Here is a 13,547-nt window from a genome sequence, read left to right as displayed (position 1 = left end):
GTCGCGGTCAGACCCCGTAGAGCGCGCCGAACTTCTCTTCGAGATAGGCGAGGAGCGGCTCCTCGCTGACCAGTGCGCCCGTCGCGCGCTCGATCAGGTCCCGCGGCGCATAAAGCCCGCCATGGCGCCGCACCTTCTCGGCCAGCCACTCCGTCGCCGGAGCCGCGCTGCCCGCGGCGAGCGCCTCGTCGAGATCCGGCAGATCACGTCGCATCGCAGCGTGAAGGCATCCGGCATAGACGTTGCCGAGTGTGTAGGTCGGGAAATAGCCGAAGAGCCCGAGGGACCAGTGAACGTCCTGCAGGACGCCCTGCGCATCCGAGTGGACCTCCAGACCGAAATCGCGGGCGAAGCGGGAATTCCACGCCTCGGGCAGATCGGTGACGGCGAGCCGCCCCGCGATCAACTCCCGCTCCAGGTCGAAGCGCATCAGGATATGGAGGTTGTAGTGAACCTCGTCCGCCTCGGTGCGGATATGCCCCGGCGCCACGCGGTTCGCGGCGGCGTAGAACGCCCGGGCATCTGCAAGGCCGCCCGTGCCGGACAGGTCCTCCAGACGTCCGAATAGCCAGGACGTGAAGGCCGCCGAGCGACCGAGCTGGTTTTCGCAAAGACGGCTCTGGCTCTCGTGAACGCCCATGGAGGCACCGCCGCCGAGCGGGGTCAGGAGGTAGGCGGGATCGACCTGCTGTTCATAGGCGGCGTGGCCGACCTCGTGGATCGTCGAGTAGATCGACTCGAGCGGCGCATCCGGACTGATCCGGGTGGTGATCCGGACGTCGAGACCGGAGCCCGAACTGAACGGGTGCACGGACCGGTCAATCCGCCCGCGCGTCATGTCGTAGCCGAAGGCCGCCGCAGCCTCGGCGGTCAGCGTCATCTGGACGTCCTCGGGAACGCCGCACTCCATCACCGGCGCCCGCCTCTCCGATCCGATGATCCTGTCCCTCAGCGCGACGAGCCGCGGCCTGAGCGCGCCGAACATCTCGTCCAGCTGCCCTGCCGTGGCGCCCGGCTCGTAGAGATCGAGCAGCGCGTCGTAGGGATCGCCGCCATCTGCGAGCGCCTCGGCCTCCTCCCGGCGCAGGGCCACAACTTTCTCAAGAGTTGGCGCGAAGGCATTGAAATCGTTGGAATCCCGCGCTTCCGCCCAGATGCCCTGGGAGAGCGACGTGACACGCGCGAGCTCTGCGGAGAGGGCCGCGGGGACCTTCGTCGCTTGGTCCAAGTCGCGCCGGATCTGCCTGATCTGCGCCTCCTGTACGTCGTCCTCGGGGACCGCCTCTGCCAGCCAGTCCGCCAGCCGGGGATCGCTGCGACGGGCGTGGAGGACGGACTCCATCGCTGCCATTTCCTCCGCGCGCTGCGCCGCGGCGCCCCGCGGCATCATGGTTTCCTGATCCCACCCCAGTCGTCCCTGCACCTCGGAGAGTGCTCGGGTCTCCCGGACGAACGCCATCATCGCGTCATAGCTCATGCCGGCGCGCCCCGGAGCGAGGTTGCCGCCGGATAGCCCGCGAGGAACCGCAGCCGCAGGATCGAAACGAAGAAGGCGACAGCGCAAAGCTGGTGCAGGATCGCCAGCTGCCACGGCGCGCCGTAGATCACGGTGAGAATGCCGAGGAGCACCTGCAGCGCCATGACGCCGGCCATCAGCCCTCCGGCTCCGCGGGTCCTGGGGTGCGGAGATCGGCGGGCCCGGAGCCAGACCACCACGGCGAAGGCGGCGACGAGATAGCCGACCATGCGATGGATGAACTGCACGAGGCCGGGATTCTCGAGGAAATTCCGCCAGACCGGTTCGAGATCCAAGGGATATGGCGGGAAGAATCCGCCGGCCATCAGCGGCCAGTTGGTATAGGTCCGGCCCGCATCGATTCCCGCGACGAGGGCGCCGATCAGGATTTGTACGAAAGCGAGGTGCATCAGGCCGGTGGACATGCCCCAGAGCTTGCGCTCGCGTGCACGGCGCGCCTGCAACAGGTCCGTCCTCCGCCGCCCGAGCCGCAGGACGAACCAGGCGATCGTGCCGAGGATGCCGAAGGCGAGGCCGAGATGGACCGCCAGCCGGTAGGACGCAACGCTCAGCGCCTCTCCGCCAAGCCCGGAGGACACCATCCACCAGCCGATGGCGCCCTGCAGACCGCCGAGGGCGCCGATCCCGATGAGGCGTCCGGTCCAGCCCGGAGGGATGTTCCGCGTCAGAAGGAAACCGAAGAAGCCGAGCGCCCAGACGAGACCGATAAGCCGCCCGAGCTGCCGGTGACCCCACTCCCACCAGTAGATCGACTTGAACTCGGAGAGGGTCATTCCCTCGTTCATCAGCTCGTATTGCGGGATTTGTCGGTAGAGCTCGAACTCTGCCTCCCAATCCTCTGTATTCATGGGAGGAATCGCGCCCGTAACGGGCTTCCATTCGGTGATCGAGAGACCTGAATCGGTCAGTCTGGTCATCCCGCCGATGGTGATCATCAGCGTCACGAGCAGGAACAGGAGGAGCAGCCAGATCCGGATCCCGCGCGGCGCGCCGGGTCGGGCGCGGTCGATGAGCGAGCCGGGCGCGGTCGCCGCAACCTCGTCCTTCCGACCGACTTCTTCGAAGATGCTACGCTTTACAGCCATACCGGCCCCCCGCTTCTCATCCGCCCAGAGCTATTCCGCGCCGCCATCTTCATCAATGCCGCGCCGCCGGGCCAGTTGACGCAGCATCCCGTGGAACAGCTGAACGTCCCCTTTGGTCAATGCCAGGCGCGAGAGCATGTTTCGCAGGTTCATCTTCATATGCGGCGCCTTGGCCGGCGGAAAGAAGAAGCCGGCACCATCGAGCTTCTCCTCGAAATGATCCCCGAGCCGCTCGACATCGACCCCTTCGGCGCGGTCCGGAGTGTCGATCGCGGGCGTCTCGCCGGTTTGCCGTCGCCATTCGTAGGCCATGAGAAGCACGCATTGAGCAAGGTTCAGCGAGAAGAACTCGGGGTTCACCGGCACGGTCACGATATGGCTTGCGCGCGAGACATCCGCGTTCTCGAGGCCCGCTCGTTCAGGACCGAAGAGAAAGGCGACCCTGGCCCCCTCGCCCGTCAGGCGCCGCGCCTCGGTCATCGCGGCCTCGGGTGTCAGGACCGGTTTGGACAGGTCCCGTCCCCGCGCGGTCGTCGCGAAGACATGGGTCCGGTCCGCGATGGCGCCGGGAAGATCGTCGTAGAGGCCGGCCTCGTCGAGCAGGCGGCCAGCGCCCGAGGCGAGCGCCACGGCACGCGAGTTGGGCCAGCCGTCCCTTGGATCGACGAGGCGCATGCGGTCGAGCCCGAAGTTCCACATCGCCCGCGCGGCGCCGCCGATATTCTCGCCCATCTGCGGGCGGACGAGGACGAAGATGGGCTGTGACGGCGTGTCGGTCATGACGGAGCTCCGGCGGGCAAGGCGCGGGAGGGATAGGCTGCAGACGCCCGGCCGGCAAGCCCGTGCGCCGTCAGAGCAGGATCGTGAGCGAAGTGTCCGTCGCCTCCGTCTTCGCGGCGCGCCTCGTTTCGGCAAGCGCGGCCGCGGCCATCGGAAACTGCACCCGGTCCGCTCCGAGGTCCGGCGGCATCGGCGCGCCGTCCAGAAGGGACCAGCTCTCGCGCTCCATGGTGACCCGTTTTCCCGCTGCGGTCAGTCGATACCCGCTTCTGGTGGGCTCGACGGTTGCGGTTCCGCCGACGGGAAACGCGGTCTCGACGCACAGCAGCATGAGAAAGACGAGGCGCGCCATGGGCCGCAGCAGCGGATCGCGGATCTGCCAGCGGACGCAGAACCGCCCGCCGTTCCACATCCCGCCGAGGATCGCCGCCGCCTCCCCGGCCCCGAGCGCAGGCCCGCCGGCATGGGTTGGACCGAAGGCGATGCGGAAGAACCTGAGCCGTGCCTCCGCGCTGGCGACGGAGGCGGTGATCAGGTCGATCTCCGCGGTCGCCTCATTCTCCATGGTGAAAAGCTCCATGCCGTTGGCGATGGCCCCCACGGGAGAAATCAGATCGTGGCAGAGGCGGGAGCCGATCAGGCCAGCGAGCCGCGTCGCCTCTGGATTCGCGTCAGACATGCGCCATCTCCTCCGGCATGAGCAGCGATCTTCTCGACATCTTCGAACCCGGCATGTTCGTGACCAATCCAAGCGAGCCGGATTGGGGGCTCGGGCAGGTGCAATCCCGCATCGGCCACAGGATCACGGTAAATTTCGAGCAGATCGGGAAGGTTGTCATCGATGGCAGGCTCGTCTCCCTGGTGCCCGTCTGGGAGTAGGACGGGGCCCCCGGAGGATGATCGCCGACGAAAGTTAACCAAAGCTTAAGGCCGGCGCGACAATCCGCTTCACCGTTTCTGTTGCCAAGTGCGGCCCGCGCGGGGTACGCGACAGCACCATGACGCGGTCCTATCGATCCCTGGTTCCGGGCGAGATGCCCTTCACGACCCGCCTCGCGACAAGCGAATCGGATCTCCTCGGTGCGCAGCGGCTGCGCTACCGCGTCTTCGTCGAGGAACTTGGCGGCGACGGCGACCTCGTCGATCATGCCGGCCGGTTCGAGCGCGACGCTTTCGATCCCTATTACGATCACATGGTCTTAATCGACCCCCGGCGGGACGAAGCGACTCTCGATCACGTGATCGGCGTCTACCGGCTGCTGCCCGGCGATCGGCGGGCCCGGATGGGTCGCTTCTACTGCGAGAGCGAGTACGATCTGTCGCCGCTCGAGGCGTCCGGCCGCAAGCTGCTCGAACTCGGCCGCTCCTGCGTCGAGCCGGCCAATCGCGGCGGCGCGGCCCTGTTCCAACTCTGGCAGGGCCTTGGCGCGTATGTCACCGAGCGCCAGATCGAGGTGCTCTTCGGAGTGGCCAGCTTCCACGGCACCGATATCGACGCCCTTCGCGCCCCGTTGTCGCTGCTGCACCATCGCCACCTGGCGCCGGAAGAGCTTCGCGTTCGCGCCATCGGGGATGGCGCCGTCGCGCTCGACCTCATGCCGGAGGCGGAGATCGACCGGCCCGCGGCGATGCGGACCGTCCCGGCGCTGATCAAGTCCTACCTGCGGCTCGGCGGATGCATCGGCGAAGGGGCCTATGTCGACCGGGCGTTCAACACGACGGACATCTGCCTCGTGATGGATGTCTCGCATATCGGTGAGAAACAGCGCTCCGTCTATGCCGGCGCACCGGCCGGGCGGCCGGCTTGAGCGGACCGACCTGGGAGGGCGACGGACCTGGCGCGGTACCCACGGGGCCTCGCGGGATCGCCGGGTGGCTCCGGGTCCTCCTGCGGGGCAGTGCCCTCGGGCTCGTGACCTTCGGTGGCCTGGCCGTGCTGCTTCTCGTCCGTCTCGTCGAACGCCCGCTCTGCGGCCTGCGCCGGCCCGTGACGCCCCATATCACCCAAGCTGTCTGCCGCGCCGCCATTGTGATCCTCGGCCTGAGGCGAACGCAGTCGGGGCAGCCCATGCCGGGGCCCGGCGCGATCGTGGCCAACCACGCGAGCTGGCTGGACATCTTCGCGCTGAATGCGGGACAGCGCGTCTATTTCGTGTCCAAGTCCGAGGTCGCCGCATGGCCCGGGATCGGCTGGCTCGCGCGGGCGACGGGAACGCTCTTCATCAAGCGCGACAGGCGCGAGGCGAGAGCGCAGGCGGATCTTTTCGCGGAGCGACTGGCCGCCGGGCACCTCCTTCTGTTCTTTCCCGAGGGGACGAGCACGGACGGGCGCCGCGTCCTGCCCTTCAAGACGACCCTGTTCCAGGCCTTCCTGTCGGACGCGATCCCGGGCGACATGGCGATCCAGCCCGTCACGCTGAGTTATCACGCCCCGGTTGGAGAAGATGCCCGCTTCTACGGCTGGTGGGGGGACATGGAATTTGGAGCGCATCTTTTGCAGACGCTGGCCGCGCGCAGGCAGGGACGCATCCATGTCACCTACCATCCGCCCGTCCGCGCCGCCGATCATGCTAACCGCAAGGATCTCGCTCGGAGCTGCGAGACGGCCGTACGGGGGCCTGTCACCGCGCTCGTGAATGGCGCGTCCAACGCGGACCAAGGCTGAGGCAGGCTGCCGGATAGTCCGCGCTGAGGTGTCGGTTCTCCTAGAAGAGTTCGACACGGCCCTGGTCCCTCGGCCGGGGTGGCGGCGCCTTGATGGGGACCGGCTCGCTGATGCGCTTTTGCTGCAGCTTTCCCGTGACCGGCCAGAAGCGGAGACGCCGGCCGGACGTTCCGCCGGTACAGGAGGACCGGCAGATGATCCCCTCCCTTGCGAGAAATTCCGTGGCGAATGCGACGTTTCGCTCCCCAATGTCGCTCAGCCCGGCCACCATCCTGGCGCCGCCAAAGAGCTTTGCCTCGAGCCGGTGCTTCGCGGCGCCTTTTCGGAGAAGGGCATTGATCAGAACCTCCATCATGCAGGCCCCGATGCGCGCCCCGTCATCGCCCTGCTGCTCGGGCAGCAGGATGTGGTTCAGCCCTCCGACCCCGGCGAGCGGATCGTGCAGGCACGTGGCAACGCAGGATCCGAGGACCGTCGTGATGATCGCGCCCGGATCGGAGGACACGGCATGCCCGCCCTGCACCACCGTGATGAGCCGGCCCGGCGACACGGCGAGACTCATGTGAGGCTTCGGCGAGGCTGGGCGGGCCCGGACGCGGTGGCGTTGCCGGTCAGGTCCATGAGGCGCTTCGGGATGCGGTCGAGAGGCAGCTCTTCGGTGGCCGCACCGAGGGCCATGGCGGCGCCGGGCATGCCCGCCACGACGCAGGTGCTCGCGCTCTGCGCGATGGTGTGGGCGCCTGCCCGGCGCAGCCTGGCCATACCTTCGGCCCCGTCCCTGCCCATGCCGGTCAAGAGCGTTGCGACGACACTCGGAGCGTACGGCTCGGCGGAGTTGAAGAGAACGTCCACCGAGGGGCGGTGGCCTGACGTCTTCCCCCCCGCCCTGAGATCCAGCGTCAGCACGCCGCCGGCCTGCCCGGCAATGGCGAGATGATGTGCCCCGCCGGGTGCGATCCAGACATGGCCGCGGCGAAGCTCGGCCCCCGGATGGGCGAGAGCGACGCGCATGGCACTCATCGCGCTCAGCCGCTGAGCGAAATTCTCCAGGAAGGGCTTCGGCATATGCTGCACGATGGCGATCGGGGGGGCATCTGGCGGAAGCGGTGCGAGAAGCTGCTCGATCGCTCTGACGCCGCCCGTCGAGGCGCCGATCAGGATCGCACGACCATCCCATCCCCTGCCGCGCCCGAGCGAGGGCTGGTCCGCCAGCGGCAGGGCATGGAGCTGCGCTGACGCAGCGGCATGGATTCGCGAGGCCAGCCGCGTCCGGCCGATATCATGCGTGATCGACCTCTTGTCGATGCAATCGACGGCGCCAAGGGAAAGCGCTTCAACCGCCGCGCGACTTCCCGGCACCGTCAGACTGGATAGCATGACGACGGGCATTGGTCGCAGGGACATCAGCTTGCGGAGGAACGAGATCCCGTCCATCCGCGGCATCTCGACATCGAGGGTCAGGACGTCGGGAGAGGTGGCCCGGATGACCTCCCGCGCCTCGAAGGGATCGCCCGCCTCCCCCACGACATCGAAGCGGCCGTCGCGCTCGAGCTCAAGGCGCAGGATCTGTCGCATCGCGACCGAATCTTCCACGATCACGACGCGGACGCGCGGCTCTGCCGGAAGAGGGGATGGTCTTTCAATCATGCGCACCCGGATCGGATCTGGCGTTCGCCTACCGGTCTCGCAGAGGGCCATGAAGAAGTCGTAAACCGGCTCAAGCCAAGCTCATCTCCTCGTGAGGAAACTTTTCCCTAGGAGGAGATGTTGTAAGGGCAGCTTGGGGAAGCACACCCAGATTGAAGAGGCATTGATGCAGACCAGACGCCAGTTCGCCGCCATGATGGCCGCGATCCCCGCCGCAGCGCTTCTGCCGGCCGCCGCGCGCGCCGCGGAAGGCCAGCAGGTTGCGCCCGAATTCATGCCGCGCTCCGTGCGCGTCTCCGGCGACATCGCTCCGGGACAGATCGTCGTCGCGCCGCAACAGCACTATCTTTACCACGTTACCCAGCCCGGTCAGGCCACGCGGTACGGCGTCGGCGTCGGCCGTGCGGGACTTGCGTTCCATGGCGACGCGGTGGTTGGCCGGAAGGCGGAATGGCCGTCCTGGCGCCCCACGGACGAGATGATCGAGCGGGAACCGCAGCAATATGCGCAGTTTGCGGATGGCGTGCCCGGCGGGCCGGACAATCCACTCGGCGCGCGTGCGCTCTATCTCTATCAGGACGGCGTGGATACGTACTTCCGCATTCATGGCACCACCGATCCCGGCTCCATCGGGCGGTCCGTGTCGAATGGCTGCATCCGGATGCTGAACGATCACGTCAAGGCGCTCTACGAACAGGTCGCCGTCGGAACTCGAGTCACCGTTCTCTGAACCTGCGGCTTCACGACTGCTTCAGAAGCGCCGGCGGATCTGTCTCCGCCGGCGCTTTTGTTATATCGCCGGAAGCGATGCGGATCCTCATGAGCCTCACGCGTGTCATCGCCTCGACCGTCCTTCTCGCAGGGCTGGCCGGACCTGCGATTGCAGCAGAGACGGATGCGATCGAAGGCGATGGCGCCTCCATCCGGCTGATCACGGCGGAGGACGGTGTCGCGCCGGGAGCAACCACCCTCTCGGCCGGTCTCGATGTTGTCCTGAATGAGGGCTGGAAGACGTACTGGCGCTCTCCCGGCGAGGTCGGATTGCCGCCGGAGATCGACTGGTCCGCGTCCGAGAACGTCTCGGACGTCGAAATGCTGTGGCCCGCGCCGCATCGCTTCCGCGCCTTCGGGATCGAGAATTACGGCTACGACGAGCGGGTCGTCTTTCCCTTGCGCGTGACGCTCGAGGACCCCGGTGCGCCTGCGCGACTCGAGGGCCACGGAAGCCTTCTCGTCTGCTCGGACGTCTGCATCCCGCAGGACGTCTCCGTCGCGCTCGCCATCGATGAGGGCACCGGGATCGACGATGCATCCGCGGCCCTCATCGCCGATCATGCCGCCCGCGTACCGCTGGAGGGGGATGCATCCCCCTGGAGGATCGGCGCGGCCGCCTTGTCAGCGGATGGAACAGAATTCGTGATCACGGCGACCGGCCCAGGGGGCTTCGCGGCGCCGGAGGTCTTCCCGGAATGGGACGGCGCCTACCCCGCATCCTTCGGGGCACCGGATCTGCGGCTGACGGAGAACGGGCTGTGGGCCGCGTTTCCGGTCCTCTCCCCTGGCGATCCGGGCGGGCCGATCCGGGTCACGCTGACGGATGGAACGGCCGCGGCGGAATTCGCGCCGAGCTGGGATGCCGCGGCGCCGCCGGGCCCCGATGGCGCGGCCAGCGCCGGAACGGACTGGACCGAGCTGGCCGTCTTCGCTGGAATCGCGCTTCTGGGCGGGCTCTTGATGAACGTCATGCCCTGCGTCCTGCCGGTTCTGTCGATCAAGCTCGGTCACGCGATGAAGGCGCGGGGCCACGGTCCGGCGCGGGTAAGGCGGGGGTTCCTCGTCTCCGCGGCCGGTGTCATCTCCTTCTTCATCGCGCTTGCGGCCGTGACCCTTACGGCGCGGGGTGCGGGACTGTCCTTGGGCTGGGGCCTGCAGTTCCAGAGCCCGGCCTTCCTTGCGGTCCTGATCGTCTGCCTCGCGGCACTCGCGGCGAACCTCGCGGGGCTCTTCGAGATCGGCCTGCCGTCAGCCTGGCAGACGCGGCTGGCGCGGGCCGACGGTGCGCCCGGCTATGGCGGAGATTTCGCGACCGGCGCCTTGGCGGCGGTTCTTGCGACACCCTGCACAGCGCCCTTTCTTGGCACGGCAGTGGCCTTCGCGCTCGCGGGAAGCGCGGTGGATGTCATTGTCGTCTTCGTCGCGCTCGGCATCGGTCTGGCGTCCCCCTACCTTGCCCTTGCCGCAGCGCCCGGTCTTCTGACGCGGCTGCCGAGGCCGGGACGCTGGATGCTTCTCGTCAAGGTCGCCCTCGGTGCTGCACTGGCACTGACGGTGATCTGGCTTCTGGCCGTTCTTTCGGCGGTGGCCGGACCGGCAGCGGCAGCACTCGTTGCCGCCCTCGCAGCGCTCCTCGTCGTCCTGCTCTGGAGGGGATCACGGATCCTTCCGCCATCCGCGATCGCCCTTTGCCTTGCAGCGATTCTCGGAGCAGGCGTCGTCCTTCCCCCGCGGCTCGTAACGGCCGCTCAAGGGTCAGAGATCGCCTCCGGCATCTGGACCGAGTTCGACCGGGGGAAGATCGCGCGGCGGGTTTCGGAGGGAGACGTGGTCTTCGTGGACGTCACGGCCGACTGGTGCCTGACCTGCCAGGCGAACAAGCGACTTGTCCTGGACCGGGCGGAAATGGTCGAGGCGCTGACGGCGGAGGGCATCGTCGCGATGCGCGCCGACTGGACGCGGCCGGATCCCGCCATCTCGCAATATCTCGAGACGTTCGGCAGATACGGAATACCGTTCAATGCCGTCTATGGCCCCGGTGCGCCGGAGGGGATCGCCCTGCCGGAACTCCTGACGCGGGACGCCGTCCTGTCAGCGCTTGATGCAGCGTCGGGCGGGCGAACGCAGGCGTCGAACTAGAGCGCGGCGCGGATCAGCTCGGGCAGGTCGGCCTCCAGCCTGTCCCAGCCGCCGGGCCGCCAGCCGAGATCGCAGAGGCGGGAACAGTCGGCTTCCGAAACGCGGCTCCTGTCGGCCTCATCCGGAAGCGGCCCGTCGATCCCTGTCAGCTCCGACACCCGCCTCAGGAGGTATCGCCTGTCGAGGACGAGGTCCGAGACGTTGAGCGGACCGGTCGCGCGCAGGCTCAGACAGGTGAGAACGGCAGCGGCGAGATCCTCCCCATGAACTTCGCTTGCGACGCGCGGCGAGATATGCGCCCCGGCCGCGAAGTCCCTGAAAAGCCACGTCCACTTGTGATCGAGGCCCGGCCCGGCGGGACCGTAGACGCCCGTTGCGCGAAGGCTCGCCCCGCCCTGCCCCAGCGCCTCCTCGGCGGCGAGCTTCACCTTGCCGTAGAGCGTATCGGGCCGCGGCGGCAGGTCCTCGGTCAGGCGGGTGCCGGGGGCGTAATCGCCGTAGACGGCGCGGGTGGAGAGGAAGGCGACATGCGCCCCGGCGCGTTCAGCCGCCTCCCAGAGAAGGAGCGTGCCGTCCAGGTTGGCCCGCGAGAACCCCTCGGGATCGTCTCCCTCCCCGCCGCGATAGCGGCCCGGTTCGTGACGGAAGGCGGCATGGATCAGGGCGTCGGCGCCGGCAAGGTCGGGACGCTCGCCGAGCTGCCATGGCATGTGCCGCGCCTCGGGAAACAGGCTCCCGGGCGGCGTGCGACCGAGGAGCACCACGTCGTGCCCTGCTCGCGTCGCCGCACGCGTAATGAAACGTCCGACGAGGCCGGTTCCTCCCGTGATCGCGATCCGCATCAGCGAGCGGGGTTCGGCAGGGTCGCGATGTCCGGGATCTGGGTCCCGTCCGCGAAGCGTGCCCAAAGGTCGATCAGCGGGCGGAGCCGGTCCGCCTTGGCATGATCCTGCCACGGCTTTTCGTACTGGAAGTGCAGGATGCGGATCGCGCGCCAGTCCCAGAGCTCGGGCATTGCGAACCAGACATATTGCAACATGTTCCAGAAGACCGGCAGGCCGTGCCAGTCGGGAAAGTAGCTTTCGAGGAACGTCTGGTCCGTGCGCCGCCAGAATGCGCCCGGCGCATCGAGCGCGCTCAGCATCGCCTCGAAGGTCGCGGGGTTGGGCCTGGCCGTGAAGACGCCGCTGTTCATGCGATGGAAGTCGGCGATGCTTTCGTAGACATTGGGCGCGGCGCAGAACTCGGGGTAACCGAAGAGCTTGTCGCAGGGCGCCAGCATCAGCGTATCGGCATCGATGAAGACCGCGCGCTCGTAGTCGAGTTGCCAGAGCCGAAGCTTGGCGAAATTGTCGAGCGGTGTGTGGAAGGGCGGCTTCTCCCCCTTCGTGAACGGCGCGGCGCCGTGGAGCTTTGCCTTGGCGTGGGCCGCGTTGAAGGCGTCCGACGTGGGCAGCAGATCCGCCTGGACGAGCCGGGCGCCGAGGGACGTCAGCTCGGACAGATCTCCCGCCTGACCGGTATGAAGGACGACGAGATCGGCCTCCGTGCCGGCATGCCGGATGGAGCGCAGAAGCGCCTTCGCGCCAAGCGCGTAATCGGGATTCGTGACGAGGGTGACGAAGGCGCAGGATGCCCGCGCCTTCCCATCCGCAATCAGACCTTCGGGCAGGCTCACGAGACCGAGCGGATCCGGTTGCCCTCGGGGTCCTTCTCGGCCCGCGCGGCGAGGTCCTTCGTCCAGCCGGACACGGCCGGGATGCGCTTGCGGTCGATCCGGTGCTCGTAGCGCTTCGCGACCTCGACGACCTCCTCGAGGAGCCCCTCGGCCAGCGTGGTCGGCTCCAGACCGAGCGCCAGGAACTGCTTGTTGTCGACGATCAGGTCGTTCTCGGCGGCTTCCTTGCGGGGGTTCGGCAGGTAGGCGATCTCCGCGCCCGACAGCTTCGCCACCAGCTCGGCCAGATCGCGAACCCGGCGCGTCTCGGTCATCTGATTGAAGATGCGAACCCGGTCTCCCCGCTCCGGCGCGTCTCCGAGCGCCAGCTCGATGCAGCGCACGGTGTCCTGGATGTGGATGAAGGCGCGGGTCTGCCCGCCCGTGCCGTGGACGGTGAGCGGATAGCCGATCGCCGCCTGGATCAGGAAGCGGTTGAGAACGGTGCCGTAGTCGCCGTCGTAGTCGAAGCGATTGATGAGCTGTTCATGGCGCTTGGTCTGCTCGGTATGCGTGCCCCACACGATGCCCTGGTGCAGATCCGTGATCCGAAGCCCGTCATTCTGGGCGTAGAACTGGAAGAGGATCTGATCGAGGGACTTGGTCATATGATAGACCGAGCCGGGTTTCGTCGGGTACAGAATTTCCTGCCCCTTCTTCCCGGATGGCGTGTCGATCTCGACGTCGAGATAGCCTTCCGGAATCGGCGCGCCGACGGAGGAATAGCCGTAGACGCCCATCGTCCCGAGATGCACCAGATGCGCGTCGATCCCGGTTTCAGCCATGGCGGCCAGGAGGTTGTGCGTGCCGCTGACGTTGTTGTCGACCGTGTAGACCTTGTGGGAATCGGACTTCATCGAATAGGGCGCGGCGCGCTGCTCCGCGAAGTGGATGATCGCGTCCGGCGTCTCCTCGCTGAGCCAGAGCCGCAGGCGGTCGTACTGCTTGGCGAGGTCGATCTTGTGGAATGTGATGGTGCGGCCCGTGACCTTCTTCCAGATCCGGACCCGCTCCTGAATGCTGTCCATCGGCGTCAGGGATTGCACGCCAAGCTCGGCGTCGATCCAGCGGCGGGACAGGTTGTCTATGACATGCACATCATGCCCCTGATCGGACAAATGCAGGGCCGTCGGCCATCCGCAGAATCCGTCTCCGCCTAGAACAGCGATTTTCATGAGCGAAACTCCTCAACTCTCATCCGGC

General features: G+C 67.4%; 14 protein-coding genes. 5 read left to right on the top strand and 9 right to left on the bottom strand.

All coding sequences use genetic code 11. The features are described from left to right. Positions 1-7: 7 nt before the first annotated feature. From DQG15_RS01630 to DQG15_RS01615, 4 genes are all read right to left on the bottom strand, one after another. Positions 8-1,477 (bottom strand): carboxypeptidase M32, encoded by a 1,470-nt coding sequence (locus DQG15_RS01630; RefSeq protein ID WP_116082209.1) that lies wholly within the window; start codon positions 1,475-1,477, stop codon positions 8-10. Further along, on the bottom strand, positions 1,474-2,622 hold the full coding sequence (ctaA, locus tag DQG15_RS01625) for a heme A synthase (RefSeq protein ID WP_116082208.1): 1,149 nt from the start codon (positions 2,620-2,622) through the stop codon (positions 1,474-1,476). The genes DQG15_RS01630 and ctaA overlap by 4 nt, the downstream gene beginning before the upstream one ends. A 30-nt stretch (positions 2,623-2,652) precedes the next feature. Further along, positions 2,653-3,402: an RNA methyltransferase gene (locus tag DQG15_RS01620; RefSeq protein WP_116082206.1), complete on the bottom strand. Its 750-nt coding sequence runs from the start codon at positions 3,400-3,402 to the stop codon at positions 2,653-2,655. A gap of 70 nt (positions 3,403-3,472) precedes the next feature. Further along, complete coding sequence (locus tag DQG15_RS01615; RefSeq protein ID WP_116082204.1) at positions 3,473-4,081, bottom strand: histidine phosphotransferase family protein; 609 nt, start codon at positions 4,079-4,081, stop codon at positions 3,473-3,475. A gap of 17 nt (positions 4,082-4,098) precedes the next feature. Between DQG15_RS01615 and DQG15_RS01610 the strand changes: the two genes are divergently transcribed. The 3 genes from DQG15_RS01610 (at position 4,099) to DQG15_RS01600 (ending at position 6,067) form a co-directional block, all read left to right on the top strand. Beyond that, positions 4,099-4,281, top strand: a complete 183-nt coding sequence (locus tag DQG15_RS01610; RefSeq protein ID WP_116082202.1) for a DUF3553 domain-containing protein — start codon at positions 4,099-4,101, stop codon at positions 4,279-4,281. A gap of 140 nt (positions 4,282-4,421) precedes the next feature. Then, entirely contained in the window at positions 4,422-5,210 is a 789-nt protein-coding gene (locus DQG15_RS01605) for a GNAT family N-acetyltransferase (RefSeq protein ID WP_370454162.1), read from the top strand. Continuing rightward, the gene (locus DQG15_RS01600; protein ID WP_116082200.1) at positions 5,207-6,067 is read left to right on the top strand and encodes a 1-acyl-sn-glycerol-3-phosphate acyltransferase; all 861 of its coding nucleotides are present in this window, start codon (positions 5,207-5,209) and stop codon (positions 6,065-6,067) included. Before DQG15_RS01605 ends, DQG15_RS01600 begins: the two co-directional genes overlap by 4 nt. A 40-nt stretch (positions 6,068-6,107) precedes the next feature. Here DQG15_RS01600 and DQG15_RS01595 read toward each other — a convergent pair whose 3' ends face one another. Beyond that, entirely contained in the window at positions 6,108-6,629 is a 522-nt protein-coding gene (locus tag DQG15_RS01595; protein ID WP_116082198.1) for a chemotaxis protein CheD, read from the bottom strand. Then, positions 6,626-7,714, bottom strand: coding sequence for a chemotaxis-specific protein-glutamate methyltransferase CheB (gene cheB, locus DQG15_RS01590; RefSeq protein WP_116083667.1), 1,089 nt, complete (start codon positions 7,712-7,714; stop codon positions 6,626-6,628). The genes DQG15_RS01595 and cheB overlap by 4 nt, the downstream gene beginning before the upstream one ends. Before the next feature lie 166 nt (positions 7,715-7,880). Here cheB and DQG15_RS01585 point away from each other — a divergent pair, with 166 nt between their 5' ends. Both DQG15_RS01585 and DQG15_RS01580 read left to right on the top strand, forming a co-directional pair. Beyond that, positions 7,881-8,444, top strand: a complete 564-nt coding sequence (locus DQG15_RS01585) for a L,D-transpeptidase (RefSeq protein WP_116082197.1) — start codon at positions 7,881-7,883, stop codon at positions 8,442-8,444. Between the two features lie 89 nt (positions 8,445-8,533). Next, complete coding sequence (locus tag DQG15_RS01580) at positions 8,534-10,627, top strand: protein-disulfide reductase DsbD (protein ID WP_232830665.1); 2,094 nt, start codon at positions 8,534-8,536, stop codon at positions 10,625-10,627. Here DQG15_RS01580 and DQG15_RS01575 read toward each other — a convergent pair. From DQG15_RS01575 to DQG15_RS01565, 3 genes are read right to left on the bottom strand one after another with little or no spacing between them, the layout of a single operon-like run. Next, the gene (locus tag DQG15_RS01575) at positions 10,624-11,469 is read right to left on the bottom strand and encodes an NAD(P)-dependent oxidoreductase (protein ID WP_116082193.1); all 846 of its coding nucleotides are present in this window, start codon (positions 11,467-11,469) and stop codon (positions 10,624-10,626) included. The genes DQG15_RS01580 and DQG15_RS01575 overlap by 4 nt on opposite strands. After that, complete coding sequence (locus tag DQG15_RS01570) at positions 11,469-12,299, bottom strand: glycosyl transferase (RefSeq protein WP_116083665.1); 831 nt, start codon at positions 12,297-12,299, stop codon at positions 11,469-11,471. The genes DQG15_RS01575 and DQG15_RS01570 overlap by 1 nt, the downstream gene beginning before the upstream one ends. Before the next feature lie 2 nt (positions 12,300-12,301). Continuing rightward, positions 12,302-13,519, bottom strand: coding sequence for an NAD-dependent epimerase/dehydratase family protein (locus DQG15_RS01565; RefSeq protein WP_116082191.1), 1,218 nt, complete (start codon positions 13,517-13,519; stop codon positions 12,302-12,304). Positions 13,520-13,547: the final 28 nt, after the last annotated feature.

It is taken from the genome of Tropicimonas sp. IMCC34011 (genome assembly GCF_003390865.1).
Classification (GTDB): Bacteria; Pseudomonadota; Alphaproteobacteria; order Rhodobacterales; family Rhodobacteraceae; genus Tropicimonas_B.
Note: the sequence above shows the minus strand (reverse complement) of the source record. Positions and strands in the feature narration are given on the sequence as shown.